The organism is Bacillus timonensis (assembly GCF_004799755.1).
GTDB lineage: Bacteria > Bacillota > Bacilli > Bacillales > Bacillaceae_L > Ferdinandcohnia > Ferdinandcohnia timonensis_A.
Genome location: NZ_SLUB01000060.1, coordinates 1 through 22,257, shown reverse-complemented (window position 1 = coordinate 22,257; position 22,257 = coordinate 1). Strand labels below are relative to the sequence as shown.

Genomic DNA, 22,257 nt, shown 5'->3' with positions numbered 1-22,257 from the left:
CATTGATGCCCAGAGACATGGGAGGGTACGTCATCATAAGCTACGCAGAGATCCATTGTGCATCGTATAATTCCCTAGCACTACTTACCAGCATTATCCAGTAGTGACCGCGTAGCGTACCCATGTATTGGAATAGTTTCACATATTTTAAAAATACTGTTAGGAATTGTGTCGAAAAATATTTTTTTGACACCCCACTAACGGATCAAACCGTTGGTAAATCAACATTTATAGAGGGAGGTTTTTTAGCTTTGACAAAAAATTTACGAGTTGATTTTCATACCCACATCATTTCAGAAGATTTCCCTGACCTAGCAGCAAAATATGCAGATGAACGGTTTCCGACTTTACACAAGACCTGCAGCTGTGGTGCTGAAATTAAGATACAGGGTAAAACGTTTAGAAAGATAACCGACCAGACATGGGATGCTGAAAAGCGAATAAAAGACATGGATAAGGAGGGTGTAGATATTCAGGTACTGTCACCAATTCCTGTTACCTTCACTTACTGGTCAGATTCACAAGCGGGATTGGAGCTTGCCAAGTCACAAAACGATTTTATCACTTCTGTAGTTAAAAAATACCCGGATCGGTTTATTGGAATGGGCACAGTCCCACTGCAGGATGTGAAAAAGGCGATAGCCGAGATGGAGCGGGCTGTTAATGAGCTTGGCCTTAAAGGAATTCAAATAGGATCCAATGTTAACGGACTGAATCTCGATGATGATTCCCTATATCCTTTTTTTGAGGCAGCAGCAGAAATGAATGTTCCACTTTTTGTCCACCCTTGGGCAACGCTAGGACAAGAAAGGTTGCAACGTTTCAATTCCATGTATACCGTTGGAATGCCATCAGAGACAGCTCTAGCGGCAGGAAGCATTATTATGAGCGGGATGCTAGACAAGTTGCCAGAACTAAAAATTTGCTTTGCGCATGGTGGAGGGTCGCTGCCTTATATTCTTCCAAGAATGGATAAAGGATGGGAAGTCTGGCCGGATACCCGAAATACAGAAAAACCACCAAGCTATTATGCGAAAAAGCTTTATTATGATTCACTCGTTTACGATTCGGATAATTTGAAATTTATGATTGAACGTTTTGGAACAAAACAAATTATTGCCGGATCTGATTATCCATTCCTTCTACGCGAAAAGCCGGTAGGAAAGGTTATAGACAGCCTTGGGGATATTTCAGAAGAGGATGCAAAATTGATGCTAGGACAAAATGCGTTGGATTTTCTTGGTTTGAATGAATTGATAAAAACTTGAAACAGGATATATAACAGGTCAGGCAATAAATGTTGACGGCTTACAAGTAATGTATTAAGAGTGGTTTGGATGTAAAGCTTGAAATACACCATGCGAGAAAAATGCATGGTGTATTTTTATTTTGGGTGTATGGATATAATCGCGATGTATTAAAAAATTCCCTCTAAGTGTTAAAATAGAGAATAGAATTGATGAACATTTAAAACCGTAATGAGGTGAACTAATGATCTACATCGGTGTAACGGGGTGGGGGGAACATGAAAGTCTGTATGCTGCTGGAACTTCGCCAAGAGATAAACTAAAGGAATATGCTGGTCATTTTCCAATTGTCGAAGTGGATGCATCTTTCTACGCCATACAGCCAAAACGGAACGTGGAAAAATGGGTAAGTGACACACCGGAGTCCTTTCAATTTATTGTTAAAGCTTATCAAGGGATGACAGGCCATCAGCGTGGTGAAATACCATTTACATCAAAAAAGGAAATGTTTGATGCCTTTACTTTATCACTTGAACCGTATCAAAAAGCAAACAAGCTTGCCATGGTTTTATTTCAATTTCCACCGTGGTATGATTGTAAACGTGAAAATGTCGACTACCTACGGTGGTGTAAGCAACAAATGGGAGATATCCCAGTTGCACTTGAATTTCGCCATCAATCATGGTTTTCCCCGCAACTAAAAGATCAAACCTTATTATTCATGGAACAGGAAGGGTGGATCCATAGTATCTGTGATGAACCACAGGCTGGATCTGGTTCAATTCCACTAGTCCTTCACCCGACAAATCAACAGAAAACACTTGTACGTTTTCATGGTCGTAATGTTCATGGATGGACTAAGCCAAACGAAGGCAATTGGCGTGATGTCAGGTACTTATACAAGTATAATAAGAAAGAGCTAGAAGAATGGGTTGACCACGTTCAAAAGCTAAACAATGGTAGTGAAATCATCTATGTGTTATTTAATAATAACTCAGGTGGAGATGCAGCTTCCAATGCCAAACAGTTTATTGATATGTTCGGAATCGAATACCGAGGTCTTGCCCCACGACAAATGGACTTTTTTAGTTAATACATAAAAGGTTTTTAGAGGAGGTGAAGGGATTGATTGAAACAGTACATATTTATCATACAAATGATCTCCATAGCCATTTTGATCGTTGGCCGAAAATCACAAAATATATAACGGAAATGAGACAGCTGCACCAACAAAACAATGAAGAAATGTTATTAATTGATATTGGAGACCATATCGATCGCTTTCACCCAATTTCAGAAGCGTCCTATGGAAAAACGAATGTTAAGCTTTTAAATCAACTACAATACGATTATGCAACAATTGGCAACAATGAGGGAATTACGATGTCCTATGAACATCTCGATTCTTTATACGATGAAGCTGAATTTAAAGTATTACTTGCAAATCTTTTTGACAAAAATGGAAAGCTGCCAAAATGGGCTTGTCCCTATGATATTTACGTTTTGCCAAGTGGTTTTAAAATTGGAATAATTGGTTTAACGGTTCATTATATTGGATTGTATAAGCTACTTGGATGGAATATTAAGGACGCACTTGTTGTTTTAAGGGAAACACTTGCTGAACTAAAAGATCAAACAGATATGATCCTGTTATTGTCCCATTTAGGGATTAATGAAGATGAACAAATTGCGAGAGACTTTCCAGAAGTTGACGTACTCCTTGGTGGGCATACCCATCACCTTTTAGAAAACGGAAAACGAATTAACAATACACTGCTTTGCTGTGCCCAAAAATATGGAAATTACATCGGTCATGTCACACTTCACATTGATTCAGAACAAAAAAAGCTTATTGAAAGTACAGCAAATGTAATCGCTACAAAATCGCTTCCAGAGAGCAAAGAAACAAATGACATCCTTTCCCACTATTTATTGGAAAGTATTCAAATGTTAAAAGATGATGTGATTGCGGTCATTGATGAACCATTAATAAGTGATTGGTTTGCTGAAACCTCCTTTTCTAAACTTTTAGCCGAAGTGCTCCGTGAATGGTGTGATGGAGACCTGTCAATGGTTAATGCGGGGCTATTGCTTGACTCGCTTCCAGCCGGAAAAGTAACAAGAGAAGACCTGCATCGAATCTGTCCTCATCCAATCAATCCATGTAAGGTATGGGTAATGGGTGATGAACTGAAGGAAATCATCTTGCAGGCCAACACAAAGGAAATGGAAAGCCTCAGAATTAAGGGGTTAGGCTTTCGTGGAAAGGTTATGGGTAAAATGGTGTACGACGGGGTTGAGCTTGAAACTACGAAGCTTTCAGATGGAGTCGACCATATCACTACGATTAAAATAAATGGCGAAGAGCTTGAGCCGGATAAATTGTATTCCGTAGCCACCATTGACATGTATACGTTCGGGTTGCTTTTCCCAGTAATCCGGGATGCAAAGGATAAAAAATATTATATGCCAGAGTTCTTGAGGGACCTGTTAGCGGAAAAAATAAAAACAATCGGTAAAGGGTCCTAAGGTTCCTAGCCAAAAGAAGTACAGTAAAGTTAGGTCTAGTCAAGCACCTATTTCTAACACAATTCTCTTTCCCTGTACATAAATTAGTATGGAAAGGAGTGTGCTAGGAATGGTCTCAATGACACCAATCATAATTGATAATCATCAATTTACAGCCATTACCGTTAAACTTCCTAAGACCAATTTTATGGCAGTTACAAATGAAAATGGCTATATTATGTGTGGTGCCCTCGACGTTGCATTATTGAATGAAAAACTTAAAGAACGAGGCATTATTGCTGGTAGGGCAGTTGGTGTTCGAACAATCGAGCAATTACTGGATGCCCCCCTTGAATCAATCACATACGAAGCTGAGAAAAGAGGCATTACATTAGGAATGAAAGGCAGAGACGCCTTATTAAAGATGGTTTAACATTCAATACCTTAAAAAGAAAGGTATTCTATATAAAAAAAGAGAATAAAATAAGTATCGTACATCCCCCCTTACCTGCATACATATAGCATGTAAGGGGGGATTTCTTTTGGCAAAATTCAGACGTCGCCTACAACCAAGAAGGAAAGGGCCCTTGCCTTTTCGTTACGTCTTTTTACTAACCATTATCTTTTTTATCTTCTCGACGTTAATTGGATTATTCATTGTTAATAAAGCGATTGAGCCTGCGCTTATGGCATATGCTGAAAATGAAACAAAAAAGGTAGCTGCTTCGGTTATCAAAAATGCGATAAACCAACAATTAAATCAGGAAGAATTAGTTCAAGAGGACTTAAGTATTGTCCAAACAGATGAAACAGGGAAAGTAATTAGTTACAATACTCAAGTTGTTAATAAAATGGCGACAGAGACCCTAGGAAATATTGAAAAATACTTAAAGTATGTAAATGAAGGAGACATTCATAAACTGGAATACCCTAATTTAGAACTTGAAAAAGATAATGCAACAGGGCAAACAGGATTTGTTTTTAAAGTACCGCTAGGAGAAGCAACAAATAATGCCATCTTAGGTAATTTAGGTCCGGAAATTCCGATCCGATTTCATATGGTTGGTTTTGGAGAAACAACGCCACAAGGAAGAATTGATGAGTGGGGAATTAATAATGGATGGTTTCAATACAATGTTTTAGCCACTGTGACTATGCAGGTTATTTTACCATTTTCAACAGGCGAGGTTGAAATTGAAACCATCGTTCCAGTGATCAATCAAAATATTTTGCACGATGTCCCAGAATTCTATAACAATGGCAGTGATTCTTCACCTTCAATCGAAATTCCAACAGATTAACAAAAAATACTATATTAGAATAATTGATTTATAGAGTGTAATGAATTATACTACAGAAGGAAATCAAAAATGAATATACCACCTTATCGGATCGATGAGGTAGAGGTGCGGGAATTAAGAGTAAACTATGTGAGGATGACAACGAAGATCATAGTTGAAAGGATTTTTCGCCGAAGCAAAAATGAACTTTGTCAACGTTATTTTTGTTGGGGTTGCCTTGAAAAAGGGTAACACTGTCATTATAGAGTCAGATCTATAATGGAGGGCTACTGATCGTGATGGAGGATAACATAACATTACTGGGAGTAATGATAGTTATTTTCTATCATTACTCTCTTTTTATTTTTTTAAAAACCTCTTTCACTACGTACAAACAGCCCTCCGTGAAATACCAATTTTGGAGGATTATATTATGTCTGGAACTATTTATTCAATTATCCCACCAATCATTGCTCTTCTTATGGTTGTCTTAACACGGAAAGTTTTACTCTCACTTGGAGTCGGAATTGTGTCGGCTTCAGTCGTTTTACACGGCAAAGTATTACTTAATGAAGGAATCGGTGCTTGGCTGCAAGACATCGTTTACACCATTTGGAATAGCTTTAAAGCGGTCTTTGTTTCAGAAGGTGCACTCAATACATGGAATGTCTATATTATCTTATTTTTATTCCTATTAGGCATTATTACTGCCTTTATTTCCATTTCTGGAGGAAGCCGTGCCTTTGGTGAATGGGCTCAAACGAAGGTTAAAACAAGAACCGGTGCACAGCTATTAGCTGCTGTTTTAGGGATTATTATTTTTATTGATGATTACTTTAATGCGTTGGCTGTTGGACAAGTGAGCAGACCTATTACAGATCGGAATAAGGTTTCACGTGCAAAACTAGCCTATATTATCGATTCAACATCTGCGCCGATTTGTGTAGTCTCACCGATTTCAAGCTGGGGTGCCTATATTATCGCGATTATTGCGCCAATCCTAGTCACACACGGTATAACTGAGTATTCACCATTAGCAGCTTTTATTCAAATTATTCCAATGAATTTATATGTAATATCAGCGATGTTAATGGTCATTGCGGTTGCAGTGTTTAATATTAATATCGGAAGTATGAAGGTTCATGAAAATCGAGCAATGACTACTGGAGAGGTTATCGACCCCACAAAGCCAGTACTTGGAGAATTAAAACAAGAATTACCTCAAAGTGAACAAGGTTCTGTTGGGGATTTAGTATGGCCAATTATCGCATTAGTAATCGGTACTGTCGGTTCCTTATTTTGGACAGGCTATAAAGCTTCAAAAGGCAATGTAACGATGTTTTCCATTTTGGAAAACACAGATGTAACAGGATCACTATTATATGGTGGCTTATTTGGAATCATTATCACCCTACTATTATTCCTTGTTCAAGTCTATGCAAAAAAGGCAGTAAGTATAAGTATTCTCCCGAAAGGTATCATTGAGGGAATTAAATCAATGCTTCCAGCTGTTTATATTTTATTATTTGCATGGGTGATCGTGGACTTAATTGGGCAGATTGAAACAGGAAAATATTTAGCCGGCCTTGTTGAAAAGTCTAATATTAATATTGCATTTTTACCTGTCATTCTATTTGTTGTAGCAGGTATCATGGCATTTGCTACAGGAACTTCTTGGGGAACCTTCGGAATGATGCTCCCAATCGCAGGGGATATCGTAGCAGCATCAGATATCAATCTAATGCTTCCAGCTCTTGCTGCAGTGTTAGCTGGTTCTGTATTTGGTGACCATTGTTCGCCAATTTCGGATACAACCATTCTTTCATCAACAGGTGCAGGCAGTCATCTCATTGATCATGTGATGACACAGCTTCCATACGCCATTATTTCAGCCGTATTCGCAGCAATTGGCTATGTCGTGCTAGGTCTAACCGGCAATACCTTATTAGGATTGCTTACAACTGTCGTATTATTTGTTATCTTTGTCATTACATTCATGAACAGAAAAAAAGCATAAAAATACTATTCGAATTTTGCACAGTGAAATTAAATAATATGTATGAGACAAAGGAAAAAGAACCTTTGTCTTTTTTTTATGAAAAATAATTTGAATGTTAAAATAACTTTTGACACAGGAATAAAGACTGGCTATACTAATAGATAGATTATAGACAATAATCTGAATATATGAAAATTTCCAATTTCAGTCTAGTGCTAAAGGACTACCACGGTGATGGACTAAAGTGGAAAAGGGGAGGTTTGTTTTATGGATAATCGTCCACAGTGGGGGACGCGGGCAGGCTTCGTATTAGCCGCGATCGGTTCTGCGGTTGGCCTAGGTAATATATGGAGATTTCCATATGTTGCTTATGACAATGGAGGAGGTGCTTTCTTTCTTCCATACTTATTTGCCATTTTAACAGCAGGAATACCAATCCTAATTCTCGAATTTGCAATTGGACAAAAATTTAGAGGATCAGCACCATTGTCATTTTTCCGCTTAAATAAGAAGATGGAATGGTTAGGTTGGTGGCAAGTATTCATATCCTTTGTCATTGCAACCTATTATGCAGTCATTATCGCATGGGCAATTTCCTATACATTCTTTTCGTTTAATAAAGCTTGGGGTGAGGATACAGGAGGATTCCTATTCTCTAAATATTTGCATTTAGCGGAAACACCTGGAGATGTCGGTGCTCCGGTGCTTGGGGTTTTTGGACCATTGGTTGTTGTTTGGGCTATTACCCTATTTATTCTATTCAAAGGTGTTAAAAAGGGTATTGAAAGAGCGAATAAGATCTTCATTCCTACACTATTGGTGATCTTTACAATTATCGTAATCCGTGCAGTTACACTAGAAGGAGCAACTGCAGGTTTAAATGCATTTTTCCAACCTAACTGGGACGCCATAATGGACGGGAAGGTTTGGGTTGCCGCATACGGACACATTTTCTTTAGTTTATCAATTGGTTTTGCAATTATGATTACTTATGCAAGTTATTTACCAAAAAAATCCGATGTAGTAAACAATGCATTTATCACTGGTTTTGCCAACTCAGGATTTGAATTATTAGCGGGTATTGGTGTGTTTGCTGCTCTAGGATTCATGGCAGCACAAGCAGGGGTACCTGTAAATGAAGTGGCAAGCGCAGGTGTTGGTTTAGCGTTTGCAGTCTTCCCGCAAATTATAAACCAAATGCCATTTGGCGAGTTTTTCGGAGCTTTATTCTTTTTATCATTAGTGTTTGCTGGGTTAACATCCCTTATATCGATTTGTGAAGTTTTTATTGCGGCTGTTCAAGACAAATTTAAGATTAGTCGTAATAAATCTGTATTATACGGTGCTGGATTAGCATCCCTTATTTCGATCCTGTATTCAACAAATGGAGGCTTATACTTCCTGGATGTTGTTGACTACTTTATCAACCAATTCGGTATTGCGGTTGCAGGATTAGTTGAAGTTATTCTATTTGCATGGGTATTCAAGCAAATGAATCCATTGCAAGCACATGCCAATGCGGTTTCAGATATCCGTGCAGGTGGATGGTGGAAGTTCTGTCTTGGAATCGTAACACCTATTGTATTAGGGTATATGATGTTTGACTTGTTCAAGCAAAATATCCTCCAACAATTTGATACTGACTCTGGAAACTATGAAGGGTATGTAACTTCATTTATTCTCTTCCCGGGTGTATTTATTGCTGTTGGAGTAATTGTACTCGGAATAATCGTATCACTTAAAAAATGGAGTCGTGCAACATTAGAAGAGAATTATTCTTCTAATAGCGACAAGGGGGTAGGGCTATGACCGGTGGAGCAATTGCAATGATGCTCATTGGAATGGTTATTCTATGGGGAGGCCTAATAGCAAGTATCGCATATGCTGCAAAAAAGGCTAAGCAAGCTAAGCAAGGCTAAACATTATAAAAAGAGGGTCAAAATTGAACGGAGAAAAGGCTGTGGTATTAGTTGTACCACAGCCTTTTACGTGTCATCTTTTTTTAGCTTTTCGTTCCGCTCTTTCCCATGCACGTAAATGCGGGTAAGGGTCAAAGGACCATTCTGTAAAACCATTGTCCTTATACATACCGTAATGAAGATGGGGCGGAAATTTTCCTGCTGTTCCTGGTGGTCCATATCCAGAGCTACCAACTGATCCAATAATGGTTCCTGGCTCTACAACTTGACCAATTGCAATATCCTTTGCAAACCCGTTTAAGTGTGCAAAATAATGATACGTATTATTGACATCTCGAATTCCAATCCGCCACCCGCCGAAGCGATTCCACCCTTTCATTTCAATTACACCATAAGAGGTTGCTCGAACCGGTGTACCGTAGCTTGCGAAAATATCCGTACCTTCATGCATTCTCCGACCGCCCCAGCCACGTGCATCTCCCCACGTGTTTTTATAGCTGTGATTATAGCCGAGCGGAACCGGAAAGGCATGCTTATCTAAATCTAAGGTTCCATACGTCGAATAGATTTTGGCGATTCCCATGATAAGAGAAACAGATTTGTCGCGTTTGTAATAGTTCCATAAGCCGATTTTTAAATTATCTGGGTCTGATCCATACGCCAGAATTTGCTCAGACATTGCAAATAAGATATCTTCATCATTTGTCTGGTCAGCAACACCATCTCCGTTGCCATCTAAACCAATTCCCCCAAAAAGCTGAATACTGTGTGGGTTCGTATCATTTGAATTTGGATTTAAAGCACCGGCCCATACTTCGGGTTTAATATAGATTCCAATCAAACCCGTTTCCTTCGGTATATCCTTACGTGCACGACGGATACTTCGTTCATATTGATCAATAGCCGCATAATAATACCAAGGAATTTGGGTTAAAGCTTCCATCTTCGAATAAAGATACATACGTTCCTGAAATACATCTTGATTACCTTCAGCTGCATTTGCGACCATCGGTATTCCCATGAAAAACAAACAAATAACAACAACTATTCCAAAGACTTTTTTCACGCACAAATATCTCCTTTCTCAACAATTATTGTTAAGACATCTATGTTCACGATTAAGTCGATAAATATTTTTTCAAAAGACTCTTCCTTGTTAGTTTGGTAAATCATTTTATTTTCATAATAACTAATTGTTGGAAGCCTAACATTTCACGAATTATGTTAATCCTTGGATTCTTCATTACTTTAGGAGTATAATAGGGATAGCCTTTGCAATGGAGTGATAAAGTATGTCTAACAAAGAGGAATATTTACGAAAGCCTGAATGGCTAAAAATAAAACTGAATACGAACGAAAGCTACACCGGCTTAAAGAAAATGATGCGAGAAAAGCAACTACATACCGTTTGTGAGGAAGCAAAATGTCCTAATATCCATGAATGCTGGGCTGTTCGTAAGACAGCTACTTTTATGATTTTGGGGGATACTTGTACGCGTGCTTGCCGTTTTTGTGCGGTTAAGACGGGGCTTCCAAATGAATTGGACTGGAAAGAACCAGAGCGCGTAGCCGATTCTGTCGCTACGATGGGATTGAAACATGTTGTTATTACAATGGTTGCCCGTGATGACTTAAAGGATGGAGGAGCAGCCGTTTTTGCTGAAACGGTTCGTGCGATTCGTAGAAAGAGTCCATTTACTTCAATTGAAGTATTGCCATCTGATTTAGGTGGTGTATATGACAACTTAAAAACGCTAATGGATGCAAAGCCGGACATTCTAAATCATAATATCGAAACTGTTCGACGTTTATCAGATCGCGTTCGTGCAAGAGCAAAATATGAGCGTTCACTTGAATTTTTACGTCGAGGAAAAGAAATGTATCCGGACATCCCAACAAAATCTAGTATTATGATTGGTTTGGGTGAAACGAAGGAGGAAATCATTGAGACAATGGACGACCTTCGTGCAAATAACGTAGATATCATGACAATTGGTCAATACCTTCAACCATCCAAGAAGCATTTAAAAGTTCAAAAATACTACCATCCAGATGAGTTTGCTGAACTAAAAGAGATTGCCCTAAGTAAAGGCTTCAGTCATTGTGAAGCTGGTCCACTTGTGCGTTCTTCTTACCACGCAGACGAGCAAGTAAATGCGGCAAAGGCAAATCAACAACTTAAACAACAAGCATAAAAAAAGGGGGAGACCCCCCTTTTTTTATTGTATTAATGGATGAAGGACATTCCGAACAAGCATGTAAAAAACTCTTTCATCCATTTTTCAAGGACTACTGAGCCCCTTTTCTTAAAAGGTCTCTTCCGTCATCCCTCTTTTGATCTTCATTCCCTTTATTTCCCATGGTACCGGCATTTCCAGTGTCATGGATATCTCCACCCTCATTACCGGTGCTTGGATTTTTTAGAAAGTCCTGATTCTCCCTTGCCTTACGTTCATATTCAGGGTTTAATCCACCTTCCATTTCACCATTTTCATTTTCCCCATCGCTTACCTTATATCCTTGTGGGGACTTTATCATTTGTTGGATTGTGGATGTAATGATTTGGTCGACATTACGACTGTCTGAATCGAGTGTCCCGAACCTTTCAATTTGATCCATCATGTCAGGATCATCAGAAACATACACATGATAAAAACGTGGGACAACAGAAAGTGCAGAGCGCTTAACTTGGTCTGCGGTTAAGTTGCGATCCTTTGAATCCGTATTATACACAACAAGAACCTCTTCATCCGTCACTAGTGTCCCTACGTCATGAACATTCGGGATGTAGGTACAGATTTTACTAATCAAATCCGCTACTTTCTCGCGATCCATCGCTGGCATATTGTTGTATACATTTGCCTTACCAGGGACTGGATTTTTTTGGTGACGAACATAGCCAAAGTTCGTCATTTCCTTGCCATTGTTTTTAACTCCATTTTTATTGTAAAGCTCATTTTGGTCAATCCGATTTATGGTGTTTCCACTTTCATGGAACACACCTGCATTGTCGTCAGAAGCACCACAGCCCGTCAATGCTGTTAAAGCAATTAAGCCCGAGATGATTGTGTACTTTTTCAATCTTGACACCCCCTCAATTGTAGGTTGACCAATTCAACAAAAATTTCGCATAGTAATTGATGGGTTGATTGGCTATAATGGATATATAATAAGGGGTGTGAACAAAAGTGATTAGTATCAATAACAGTACATATGAGCTTGTTGATGAGCTGAAGAACGGTTTTAATGAAGAAGCCTTTCGGGCAAGATATAGTGACATCCTAGCGAAATATGATTATATAGTCGGGGACTGGGGATACGAACAACTTCGTTTAAAAGGATTTTTTGATGATAAAAACCAAAAAGCATCCTTTGATACAAAAATCAGTACCCTTTCCGAATATTTATACGAGTATTGCAATTTCGGTTGTGCCTATTTTGTTCTAAAAAAGGTAAAAAAATAAAGTACAGGCTGCGTCAGTTGCCTGTACTTTTTGTATAAAAGAATACCTCAGTCATATGGTGGCTCAGCATTTTCATCCTTGTCATCGTGTGTGGGATGAGCTCCAGGAAATTGTCGTGGCAAGTCTTGGTGAAGAGACTTAAATTCGTAATTAAACGGTGTATAATATCGTTGTCCTTGTTTCCAAGATGTACTTTTATTTTCAACGGGTGTATCCTCACCGGTTGGAGCACCTGTAGGACCTTCAGGAAATTCCTCAGAAGTGAGAAAGTCTTTCATCGTCTCCACATTTGAAAAATCGGTATACCTTATTTCTTCCTTATCTTTTTCCACCACCTGTAAAACACCTCACTTTTTATTTATAGTGTTTTCAGGTACATGTACAAATATGTTAAACAATTTCATACAAGAAAGAGCGTAATTCCTCCGCTTCTTCCTCTGATAGTTGAAAGGCGTGTTCAATATACCCAGGCTCATCTAAATCATCTCTACCAATAATAGCAAAGCGATTACTTAAGATATTTAATACAACAAGCTTTCCATAATAGCGGTCAGACTGAATCATCGCTAAATCATAACGCTGGTTTTCTCCCATAAAACTTACAAATCGTGTTTGGGTGTCAACCGTATCATCATATAAGAAAAAACGTTCGGACATAATGGATTCTCCTTTAAAAACAGTCATTTACATTATCATAACAAAGCTATAGCAAATAGAAAACGAATTATTAAATCTGGCCATGCCATGAATGATGCTAAACTTTATGGTAAAATAATATGTGGAATTAAAAAGGAATATAAATAGAAGGTGATACTGTGTATTTTGTTGACCGAGAAAAGATTGAGAAGACCCTTCTTTTTTACGAAGAGAATTTAGATTTATTAGAAACGAAGACAAATTGGACCAGAACAATTGAAAAGAAGGCGTTAGAGCGAATTTCCCAGCTTTTAATTGAAGCAATTTTAGATGTTGGGAATTCAATGATTGATGGCTTCATTATGCGTGACCCCGGCAGTTATGAAGATATTATAGACATCCTTGAAGATGAAAAGGTGGTCACAGCTCAAGTTGCCAATGATTTAAAAGCAATCATTCGTTTCCGCAAAGTCATTGTTCAAGACTATCTTGACATCAATCATGAAGAGATTATTTCAAGTATACAGAACCATAAAAACAGTTTAAAGATGTTTCCGGATGCTGTTAGATCTTATCTGGAACATGAACTAGGACCTGTTTCCGCATTTAAAAACTAACAAAAGGTGATAAAAGTAGTGAAAACATACAAAGGTTATTTAATCGACCTAGATGGTACAATGTACCGTGGATCTGAGCGTATTCAGGAAGCGTGTGATTTTGTAAATGCGCTAAATGAAAAACAAATACCCTATTTATTCGTAACCAATAATTCATCAAGAACACCAGAACAGGTGGCAGCAAAGCTTCGTGATTTTGATATTGCCTGTACAGAGGAACAGATATTCACAACAAGCCAAGCAACTGCCAACTATATGTACGAACAAAAGCAGGGGGGAACGGTGTATGTGATTGGTGAGGAAGGGATTCGCCAAGCACTACAGGAAAAAGGGTTTACAATTCGGGAAGAGAATCCCGACTTTGTAGTTGTTGGAATTGACCGTTCTATTACATATGAAAAATTTGCTCTTGCCTGCTTAGCCGTCCGCAATGGAGCAACCTTTATTTCAACAAATGGTGATATTTCATTACCAACGGAACGAGGGCTTTTACCAGGCAATGGTTCGTTAACTTCAGTGGTAACTGTTTCCACAACTGTTCAACCGATTTTTATAGGAAAACCTGAAAAAGTGATTATGGAGCAAGCCCAAAAGAAATTAGGCATTCCAAAAGAGGATACTCTAATGATTGGTGATTACTATGACACTGACATCATGGCGGGCATGAATGCTGGTATTGATACACTTCTAGTTCATACAGGTGTGACTACTGTTGACCTTTTAAAAGGATATGACCGTCAACCGACCTATGCAATTAACAGCTTAAAGGAATGGATGGAAAGAATTTAAAAGCGCTCAAGTTATCGAGCGCTTTTTTACATAGAAAGAATAAGTCCTATTAGGACACAAATACATCCAAGCCCCATGAAAATGGTTGATGTTTTGGAGCGTTTCGTCCAACGATTCGTTATACTTCGATGTAGTACCGGGCTATCCAAATTTTTCACTTCTTTTTTTAATGAAAATGTGATCATTATTGCAATCACGATAAAAACAAGTCCCAATATTTTTAAAAATAGATCCATTACACACCTCGTTCTAACAGAATAGTTTGTAAATTTAGTATACCATTATTAACCATATAAAAAGACCAAATCGTAATGATTTGGTCTGATCTTTGTTTATTAATTCGTATTTGCCGCTCTATGAGCTAAACGACTTGAAGCTGCGGCTGCGATTGCTCCTACAATATCATCTAAAAATGTATGACATTCACCAGTAGATTTGTCATTTAGTCGCTCCAAAATACCCGGTTTTTTCTTATCAATATATCCGTAATTTGTAAAACCGATTGAGCCATATACGTTTACAATCGAAAAGGCAAGGATTTCATCAACACCGTAAAGTCCCTCATCTACCTTAATTGTTGAAAGTAGCGGTTCCTCAAGCAAGCCTTTTTCAGCAAGTTTATCTAATTGAATCCCAGTTAGAATTGCATTTTGAATTTCACGTTTTGTTAATACACGATCAACATTATGCACACAATCCTCCATTTTTAAGTCAGGATGATATTTGCTTTGTAAAAAATACACTAACTCCGCAATATCCTGGATGGTAACGCCTCTTTCCTCTAACCATTTTCTAGCTGTTTGTTCAATTTCATTTATTTTATTTTCTTCGCTCATCTGAATTCACCTTATTTCTTAGAATTTCAAAATAATTTGCTAATATTTACTAGTTTACCACAAGTAATGGCGATTTGTTTCATATAGATGTTTTGAACGACTAATCTGTAGTTACATAGTATGTGCGAGGGGTGATGATTTATGAAGGATACTCTTTATGAACAATACAAATTAAAAATGGATCGGTTCGTAAAAGCATTTGGTTATGATGCAATCATCTATCGAAATATAATATATTGTATTGTGCCAAGACAACATGTGGAACAAGAAGAACTGTATGAAATAAAACATCTTAGCGATTATATGATACAAAAAGGCGATATCCGTGTAGGCTGCATTTTACCGACTACAGACGGGAATTTAAGCACAACTATTCATGATGAAGAGGTTGTGATGATTAGAATCCCTGTATATAGCCATCGAAATACAAATACACTTGGGAATGAATTGGCTCGTTTTCATAATCGAGGCAGGAGCTTCCCTTATCGGGTCAATAAAATTAATCGAATTGGGCAATGGAAATTTCTTTGGGAGAAAAGACTGGACCAAATGGAGTTGTTTTGGAAGGAAAAAGTGAGGCAACATCCCCAAAACCGTTTTGAAACATTATTCGTTGAAGCATTCCCGTATTATATAGGATTAACGGAAAATGCAATTCAATACCTAGTTGATACGGAAATGGACGTGGCGCCTTCAGCAATCGATTCAGCGACGATCTGTCATCATCGTTTCACAGAAACGTCATGGGACAAAGACACATTTACGAAGCTCCCAACAGACTGGGTGTTTGACCATTGCACAAGAGACTTGGCTGAATTTATCCGTGATCAATATACCAGAGATGAATCAAGACAAAATGGGAATGTTATTCATTTTTTAAAAGAGTATGAGCGAGTTAGTCCTCTTTCTCCTTTTTCATGGCGACTTTTATATGCCAGGCTATTGTTTCCACTCCATTTTTTTGAATGTATCGAAGGATATTACATGACAGAATCTGAGAACAAAAAGGAAATCCAATTGCAAAGATTAGAATCAATGCTACAACATTCAAGTGATCATGAACGCTTTTTAGCCACCTTTTTATCAAGTGTGGGAGTGAATGAAAAGAGACTAACAATTCCGAACATAAGTTGGCTTCAAATAAAAAAAGTATGATACTATAGAAATAGCACTCGAATAAATCTTTTTAAGAGGTAAAAAAATGACGAAGCCATATGTTTTTATTACAAGAAAACTACCTAAAGAAGCCATTCAACCACTCATGGAAGTAGCTGAAGTACATATTTGGAATGAAGAAGACAAAGCCGTTCCAAGAGAAGTACTTCTTGAAGAAGTAAAAAAGGCAGATGCCCTGTTAACCATGCTATCTGAAAAAGTTGACAAAGAATTGCTTGATGGGGCACCCAAGTTAAAAGTAATTGCAAACCTTGCTGTTGGTTTTGACAATATTGACGTAGACTATGCGAATCAAATGGGAATCGCTGTATGTAACACACCAGATGTTTTAACAGATACAACAGCTGATTTAACCTTTGCGCTGTTACTTGCAACTGCAAGAAGAGTCGTTGAAGCAGCGGAATATGTCAAAAAGGGCGAGTGGAAAAGCTGGAGTCCTTTGTTACTTGCTGGTCATGATGTTCATCATAAAACAATTGGAATTGTTGGTATGGGCAAAATTGGCGAAGCGGTCGCCAAGCGTGCGACGGGTTTTGAAATGGATATTCTCTATCATAATCGTTCTCGGAATGTAGCTGCAGAGGAACGGATTGGTTGTTCCTATGCCCCCTTTAATGAGGTGATTGAGAAATCGGACTTTATTGTGTGTTTAACACCACTCACTGAGGAAACAAAAGGGTTATTTAATCAAGAAAGCTTTAAGAAAATGAAAAAGTCTGCCGTGTTCATCAATGTATCAAGAGGACCGGTCGTTGATGAGGAGGCACTGTACCAAGCATTGGTCGATGGTGAGATAGCAGCAGCCGGTTTAGATGTATTTGTAAAGGAACCTGTGGAAGCCTCTCATCCTTTAGTGACTTTGCCCAATGTCGTAGCCTTGCCTCATATTGGATCTTCAAGTACGGAAACTCGAGTAGCCATGATGGAACTCTGCTGCAAAAATATTGAGCTTGTTCTTACCCATAAGCAACCAAAGACTCTTGTCAACAAAGAGTGGGGACTGTCTGTAAAATGAAATGATTTTTCAAGGGCACCTTCGCGATGAAGGTGTTCTTTTTATAGATGGAATGTTTTGAAAAGAATCTTTTTTATAAAAAAATATCCCTTTCATATCAACATGTTAAGCGTTTTCAGAGGAAAAGTTAGAAAAAAAACACTTGTAAAAACAAAGTATCACTACTATAATGTCTTTTATAGAAGGACAAATGTATTTCTAGGGAGTACATAGGAGGCGGATAATGATGAAAAGTATTGCAGTTGGATTATTAGGATTAGGTACGGTAGGTAGTGGCGTTGTAACGATTTTAAAAAATCATCAAGATAAATTAATGCACCAAGTTGGTTGCCCAATAGAAGTAAAGAAAGTATTAGTTCAAGATGTTCATAAACATCGAACAGTAGAAATTGATCCTTCATTTTTAACAACAAATGCAAATGAGGTTATTGAAGACCCTGAAATCGATGTAGTTATCGAGGTTATGGGTGGAATTGAGGATACAAGACAATTAGTGCTTCAAGCACTCCGTAATAAAAAACATGTTGTAACAGCAAATAAAGATTTAATGGCTTTATATGGTCCAGAATTATTAAAAGTTGCAAGTGAAAATGGCTGTGATTTGTTCTATGAAGCAAGTGTTGCTGGGGGGATTCCAATCCTTCGCGGTTTAGTGGACGGCTTTGCATCTGACCGAATCATTAAAATGATGGGAATTGTGAACGGAACAACGAATTTTATTTTAACAAAGATGAGCAAGTTTGGTAGTGCCTATGAAGAAGTACTGAAAGAAGCACAGGAACTTGGCTATGCGGAAGCAGACCCAACATCAGATGTGGAAGGTCTAGATGCAGCAAGAAAAATGGCAATCCTGGCTTCATTAGGATACTCGATGAATATCGAGCTTAAAGACGTTCGCGTTCAAGGGATTTCTTCCGTAACAAGTGATGATATCGAATATAGTAAACGTTTAGGCTATGTGGTCAAGTTAATCGGAACTGCGCATCGTAAGGGAGAGAAGGTTGAGGTAAGTGTTCAGCCAACACTGCTTCCAGAATCACACCCTCTTGCTGGCGTAAATGATGAATATAATGCGGTATATGTGTATGGAGAAGCAGTTGGAGAAACAATGTTCTATGGTCCCGGAGCAGGTAGTTTACCAACAGCAACATCAATTGTATCAGATTTAGTAGCTGTTATGAAAAATATGAGACTTGGAGTGAATGGTCTAAGTAGCGTATCACCTCAATATGAGAAAAAACTAAAAGATGACTCTGAGATTTTCTCTAAATATTTCTTGCGTATTCACGTAAAGGATCAAGTGGGTGCTTTTGCAAAAATTACATCCCTATTCTCTGAACGTGGTGTAAGCTTTGAGAAAATTCTTCAATTGCCATTAAAGAATAAAAATGTAGCTGAAATTGTTCTTGTTACTCATGAAGCATCATTACGAGATTACGAGGAAATTTTAGTACAGCTTAGAGATTTACAAATTATCCAAGAAGTGAAAAGCTCTTATCGAGTTGAGGGAGGAAACCAAGGATGAGATGGCAAGGTCTTTTACAACAATTTCGAGAATATTTACCGGTAAATACAAATACTCCAATGCTTTCATTAAATGAAGGAAATACACCATTAATTCCACTTCATTCCATTTCAGAAGAGCTTGGTGTTGAATTATATGTAAAAGTAGAAGGAGCTAACCCAACTGGGTCTTTTAAGGACCGTGGAATGGTTATGGCAGTTGCAAAAGCGATTGAAGAGGGCAGTGATACAATTATCTGTGCATCAACTGGTAACACGTCCGCAGCAGCAGCAGCATATGCAGCACGTGCTGGACTTCGTTGTATCGTCGTTATTCCTGAAGGGAAAATTGCAATGGGGAAATTAGCGCAAGCTGTCATGTATGGCGCTGAAATCATTTCAATCGAAGGAAACTTTGATCATGCCTTAAAAATGGTTCGGAATATTAGTGAAACGGCACCTATTACTCTAGTAAACTCTGTAAATCCATATCGAATTGAAGGCCAAAAAACAGCAGCATTTGAAATTTGTGTGCAACTAGATGGTGCTCCTGACGTATTAGCCATTCCAGTCGGGAATGCTGGGAATATTACAGCTTACTGGAAAGGGTTTAAAGAATACCATGAGCGTCATAAAACAGGACTTCCTGAGATGCGAGGTTTTGAAGCAGAAGGTGCAGCAGCAATTGTTAAAAATAAAGTCATCGAAGAGCCTGAAACAGTGGCAACTGCCATTCGAATTGGAAACCCTGCAAGCTGGGATAAAGCTGTTGTAGCAGCAAGTGAGTCGAATGGTAAAATTGATGAGGTATCGGATGCTGAAATCCTAGAAGCCTATCAGTTACTGGCACGAAAAGAAGGCGTGTTTGCAGAACCAGGCTCATGTGCTTCTATCGCAGGTGTCATCAAGCAAGTACGCAGTGGCGAAATTAAAAAAGGGAGCCGAATCGTTGCTGTCTTAACAGGAAATGGATTAAAGGATCCAAATATAGCCATTGAAGCAACTTCGATCAAGCCTGTTGTATTACCTAATGATGAAAAGGCTGTGTACGATCATATCCGAGGAGCCGTTTTACATGAAGTTTGATCAAGCCTTTCAAATTAAAGTACCAGCAAGCACAGCAAATCTCGGACCAGGGTTTGATTCACTTGGATTGGCAGTCAATCGATATTTGACTCTACAGGTTGAACCGTGCAATCAGTGGGAGTTTGTTCCGCAATCAGCGGAAATTGCAGATACACCTACAAATAAAGAAAATTTTATTTATCAAATAGCAGCGAAGGTGGCGAGCATTTTCTCTTGTGAGCTACCTCCCTGTAAGGTGTATGTCAATAGCAATATTCCGTTGGCAAGAGGGCTTGGGAGTAGCGCAGCTGCCATTATCGCAGCAATCGAGCTCGTAAATGAGCTTTGTCATCTTCAATTAACCAATCAACAAAAACTTGAATTAGCTTGTGATGTTGAGGGACATCCCGATAATGTAGGGGCATCGTTATATGGGGGATTAGTCATTGGCAGTCATCGTGGAAGCGAGGATACTGATCTTATTCATGTAAGTGATGTATCTTTTGATATGGTCGTTGTCATTCCTCCATATGAGTTGAAAACGAAGGATGCTCGTAGTGTGCTTCCAACAGAATTATCTTACCAAGAAGCTGTAAAAGCGAGCTCAATCAGCAATGTGATGGTCGCTGCTCTTTTAACAAAAAACCTTGAGTTAATGGGGAAAATGATGGAGCTGGATTTATTCCATCAAGCCTATCGTGCGAAGCTCATTCCCGAGTTCAACAGCATTCATCGATCTGCTAAGAGGGCAGGAGCATTTGGTGTTGCCATTAGCGGAGCAGGACCAACTGTGATTTGTTTTACCGAAAATGGACGAGGAAAGCAGTTAAAAGCGGACCTTTCACTAGAATTTGAGGGGTATCAGGTAGAAGAGGTATCGATTGAGAAAAACGGTAGTAAATTAACCACACTGTCGCTACATGAATAAAAAAGCGAAACCAATCAGGTTTCGCTTCTTTAAATTAATACTGCCACTAAGTTTAAAGGCACAAAAAAATGCCTCAAAAACTTGAGGGATCCATATCAATTATTTATTAAAAAACTTGCTCAACTTCGACTACACCTGGAACTTCTTCTAATAACGCACGTTCAATTCCGGCTTTTAGTGTGATTGTAGAGCTTGGGCAGCTTCCACATGCACCTAATAAACGAAGCTTAACAACACCGTCTTCTACATCAACTAAATCGCAGTCTCCGCCATCACGAAGTAAAAATGGACGAAGTTTATCTAATACTTCTTGTACTTGCTCTTTGATATCCATTCGATTGACTCCTTTCCTCATACCTTTATAATTATTATAATCTGTTTACTGGAAAAAATCTATTAAAACCAAGTAATGCGTTTTTTCCAATATTTAATTACATACCTAGATTGAGAAAATCCATGATGAATTCTTAATTACTTTCTATGTCCATTCTACCAGATTTTTAGTACAATGAGAAAAGATACGATTGGGGAAAGGAGATCATAAAATGGAAAAGCAAAAGGTTGAAATCTGTGTATATGGTGCAGAGGTACTTTGCCCTAGCTGTGTAAATCTTCCTTCTTCAAAGGAGACCTTTGAATGGCTTGAAGCAGCATTGAGTCGAAAGTTTCCAAACCAACCTTTCGACATTTCACATATCGATATTTTTGATCCACCAGGGGACGAAGAGAAAAAAACATTTGCCACTCGCGTGATTGAAGAGGATATGTTTTATCCTGTTGTGGTCTTAGAGGGCGCTATTGTCGGAGAGGGCAGTCCTAAACTAAAAACGATTTATGCTGAAATGGAGAAATACGGGTATAAAGCAGCTGAATAAATGAGTGAAAGTAAGGGAGACGCGATCTCCCTTGCTTTTTTTTGAGTAGAAAATGATTAAAGAACAAATTAGAGAGCCTGTCTCCGAGGTGGGGTGTCAAAGACAAAATACCGAAGTGTGAGATTTGAAATGCTTTTAAATCGTACTCTCGGAGACAAAACACAGAAACAAAAACACCTAAATGTCTCTGAGACTGGTTGTCAAAGACAAAACACTGATGTAAAACCGCCTAAATGTCTCTGAGACCGGTTGTCAAAGACAAACATTGATGTAAAACCGCCGAAATGTCTCTGAGACGTACTCTCGGAGACAAAACACAGAAACAAAAACACCTAAATGTCTCTGAGACGTACTCTCGAAGACAAAACATTGATGTAAAACCGCCGAAATGTCTCTGAAG

General features: G+C 38.4%; 23 protein-coding genes, 2 pseudogenes and 1 riboswitch. Of the genes and pseudogenes, 18 read left to right on the top strand and 7 right to left on the bottom strand.

The window, feature by feature from the left end:
- Positions 1-251: 251 nt before the first annotated feature.
- From E1I69_RS20825 to E1I69_RS20790, 8 genes are all read left to right on the top strand, one after another.
- Entirely contained in the window at positions 252-1,268 is a 1,017-nt protein-coding gene (locus tag E1I69_RS20825; protein WP_242634663.1) for an amidohydrolase family protein, read from the top strand.
- 223 nt (positions 1,269-1,491) lie between these two features.
- Positions 1,492-2,340: a DUF72 domain-containing protein gene (locus tag E1I69_RS20820; RefSeq protein ID WP_136381468.1), complete on the top strand. Its 849-nt coding sequence runs from the start codon at positions 1,492-1,494 to the stop codon at positions 2,338-2,340.
- Positions 2,341-2,372: 32 nt separating this feature from the next.
- Entirely contained in the window at positions 2,373-3,776 is a 1,404-nt protein-coding gene (locus E1I69_RS20815; RefSeq protein WP_136381467.1) for a bifunctional metallophosphatase/5'-nucleotidase, read from the top strand.
- Positions 3,777-3,885: 109 nt separating this feature from the next.
- Entirely contained in the window at positions 3,886-4,188 is a 303-nt protein-coding gene (locus E1I69_RS20810; RefSeq protein WP_136381466.1) for a YunC family protein, read from the top strand.
- Positions 4,189-4,297: 109 nt separating this feature from the next.
- Positions 4,298-5,056: a sporulation protein YunB gene (gene yunB / locus E1I69_RS20805; RefSeq protein WP_161974955.1), complete on the top strand. Its 759-nt coding sequence runs from the start codon at positions 4,298-4,300 to the stop codon at positions 5,054-5,056.
- A gap of 92 nt (positions 5,057-5,148) precedes the next feature.
- A riboswitch (Lysine riboswitch) is annotated at positions 5,149-5,333 on the top strand.
- Positions 5,334-5,468: 135 nt separating this feature from the next.
- Positions 5,469-7,052, top strand: coding sequence for a Na+/H+ antiporter NhaC family protein (locus E1I69_RS20800; RefSeq protein WP_136381464.1), 1,584 nt, complete (start codon positions 5,469-5,471; stop codon positions 7,050-7,052).
- 249 nt (positions 7,053-7,301) lie between these two features.
- Complete coding sequence (locus E1I69_RS20795; protein WP_136381463.1) at positions 7,302-8,843, top strand: sodium-dependent transporter; 1,542 nt, start codon at positions 7,302-7,304, stop codon at positions 8,841-8,843.
- The gene (locus E1I69_RS20790) at positions 8,840-8,953 is read left to right on the top strand and encodes a methionine/alanine import family NSS transporter small subunit (RefSeq protein WP_136381462.1); all 114 of its coding nucleotides are present in this window, start codon (positions 8,840-8,842) and stop codon (positions 8,951-8,953) included. The genes E1I69_RS20795 and E1I69_RS20790 overlap by 4 nt, the downstream gene beginning before the upstream one ends.
- A gap of 73 nt (positions 8,954-9,026) precedes the next feature.
- Here E1I69_RS20790 and E1I69_RS20785 read toward each other — a convergent pair whose 3' ends face one another.
- Positions 9,027-9,974 (bottom strand): M23 family metallopeptidase, encoded by a 948-nt coding sequence (locus E1I69_RS20785; RefSeq protein WP_136381471.1) that lies wholly within the window; start codon positions 9,972-9,974, stop codon positions 9,027-9,029.
- A gap of 271 nt (positions 9,975-10,245) precedes the next feature.
- Here E1I69_RS20785 and lipA point away from each other — a divergent pair, with 271 nt between their 5' ends.
- Positions 10,246-11,148 carry a lipoyl synthase gene (lipA, locus tag E1I69_RS20780; RefSeq protein WP_136381461.1) on the top strand — a complete coding sequence of 301 codons (903 nt, stop codon included), beginning with the start codon at positions 10,246-10,248 and terminating at the stop codon, positions 11,146-11,148.
- Between the two features lie 241 nt (positions 11,149-11,389).
- Here the strand turns inward: lipA and E1I69_RS20775 are convergent.
- Positions 11,390-12,034 (bottom strand): annotated as a pseudogene (locus tag E1I69_RS20775) (YhcN/YlaJ family sporulation lipoprotein); the annotation flags it as partial.
- Positions 12,035-12,141: 107 nt separating this feature from the next.
- Between E1I69_RS20775 and E1I69_RS20770 the strand changes: the two are divergent.
- The gene (locus E1I69_RS20770; protein WP_136381459.1) at positions 12,142-12,417 is read left to right on the top strand and encodes a YutD family protein; all 276 of its coding nucleotides are present in this window, start codon (positions 12,142-12,144) and stop codon (positions 12,415-12,417) included.
- A 47-nt stretch (positions 12,418-12,464) separates the two neighbouring features.
- Here the strand turns inward: E1I69_RS20770 and E1I69_RS20765 are convergent, their stop codons facing one another.
- Together E1I69_RS20765 and E1I69_RS20760 are read right to left on the bottom strand one after the other, a co-directional pair.
- Entirely contained in the window at positions 12,465-12,695 is a 231-nt protein-coding gene (locus tag E1I69_RS20765; RefSeq protein ID WP_136381470.1) for a cytosolic protein, read from the bottom strand.
- 112 nt (positions 12,696-12,807) lie between these two features.
- The gene (locus tag E1I69_RS20760) at positions 12,808-13,074 is read right to left on the bottom strand and encodes a DUF3055 domain-containing protein (protein ID WP_136381458.1); all 267 of its coding nucleotides are present in this window, start codon (positions 13,072-13,074) and stop codon (positions 12,808-12,810) included.
- A gap of 158 nt (positions 13,075-13,232) precedes the next feature.
- On the opposite strand from E1I69_RS20760, the gene hepT reads away from it, so the two are divergent.
- Both hepT and E1I69_RS20750 read left to right on the top strand, forming a co-directional pair.
- A complete protein-coding gene (gene hepT, locus E1I69_RS20755; protein ID WP_136381457.1) occupies positions 13,233-13,670 on the top strand; it encodes a type VII toxin-antitoxin system HepT family RNase toxin in 438 nt (145 codons plus the stop codon).
- A gap of 18 nt (positions 13,671-13,688) precedes the next feature.
- Entirely contained in the window at positions 13,689-14,459 is a 771-nt protein-coding gene (locus tag E1I69_RS20750; protein ID WP_136381456.1) for a TIGR01457 family HAD-type hydrolase, read from the top strand.
- 26 nt (positions 14,460-14,485) lie between these two features.
- On the opposite strand, the gene E1I69_RS20745 is transcribed toward E1I69_RS20750, so the two are convergent.
- Both E1I69_RS20745 and E1I69_RS20740 read right to left on the bottom strand, forming a co-directional pair.
- On the bottom strand, positions 14,486-14,695 hold the full coding sequence (locus tag E1I69_RS20745; RefSeq protein WP_136381455.1) for a hypothetical protein: 210 nt from the start codon (positions 14,693-14,695) through the stop codon (positions 14,486-14,488).
- Positions 14,696-14,794: 99 nt separating this feature from the next.
- Positions 14,795-15,295, bottom strand: coding sequence for a phosphatidylglycerophosphatase A family protein (locus tag E1I69_RS20740; protein WP_136381454.1), 501 nt, complete (start codon positions 15,293-15,295; stop codon positions 14,795-14,797).
- A 141-nt stretch (positions 15,296-15,436) separates the two neighbouring features.
- On the opposite strand from E1I69_RS20740, the gene yutH reads away from it, so the two are divergent.
- From yutH to thrB, 5 genes are all read left to right on the top strand, one after another.
- Positions 15,437-16,450, top strand: a complete 1,014-nt coding sequence (gene yutH, locus E1I69_RS20735; RefSeq protein ID WP_136381453.1) for a spore coat putative kinase YutH — start codon at positions 15,437-15,439, stop codon at positions 16,448-16,450.
- A 46-nt stretch (positions 16,451-16,496) separates the two neighbouring features.
- Complete coding sequence (locus tag E1I69_RS20730; protein WP_136381452.1) at positions 16,497-17,486, top strand: 2-hydroxyacid dehydrogenase; 990 nt, start codon at positions 16,497-16,499, stop codon at positions 17,484-17,486.
- Positions 17,487-17,709: 223 nt separating this feature from the next.
- On the top strand, positions 17,710-19,011 hold the full coding sequence (locus E1I69_RS20725; protein WP_136381451.1) for a homoserine dehydrogenase: 1,302 nt from the start codon (positions 17,710-17,712) through the stop codon (positions 19,009-19,011).
- Positions 19,008-20,075, top strand: a complete 1,068-nt coding sequence (gene thrC, locus E1I69_RS20720) for a threonine synthase (RefSeq protein ID WP_136381450.1) — start codon at positions 19,008-19,010, stop codon at positions 20,073-20,075. Before E1I69_RS20725 ends, thrC begins: the two co-directional genes overlap by 4 nt.
- Positions 20,065-20,982, top strand: coding sequence for a homoserine kinase (thrB, locus tag E1I69_RS20715; protein ID WP_136381449.1), 918 nt, complete (start codon positions 20,065-20,067; stop codon positions 20,980-20,982). Before thrC ends, thrB begins: the two co-directional genes overlap by 11 nt.
- A 106-nt stretch (positions 20,983-21,088) precedes the next feature.
- Here the strand turns inward: thrB and E1I69_RS20710 are convergent.
- Positions 21,089-21,310, bottom strand: a pseudogene (locus E1I69_RS20710) (NifU family protein); the annotation flags it as partial.
- 217 nt (positions 21,311-21,527) lie between these two features.
- On the opposite strand from E1I69_RS20710, the gene E1I69_RS20705 reads away from it, so the two are divergent.
- Positions 21,528-21,857 carry a YuzD family protein gene (locus tag E1I69_RS20705; protein WP_136381447.1) on the top strand — a complete coding sequence of 110 codons (330 nt, stop codon included), beginning with the start codon at positions 21,528-21,530 and terminating at the stop codon, positions 21,855-21,857.
- The last annotated feature ends 400 nt before the right edge of the window (positions 21,858-22,257 follow it).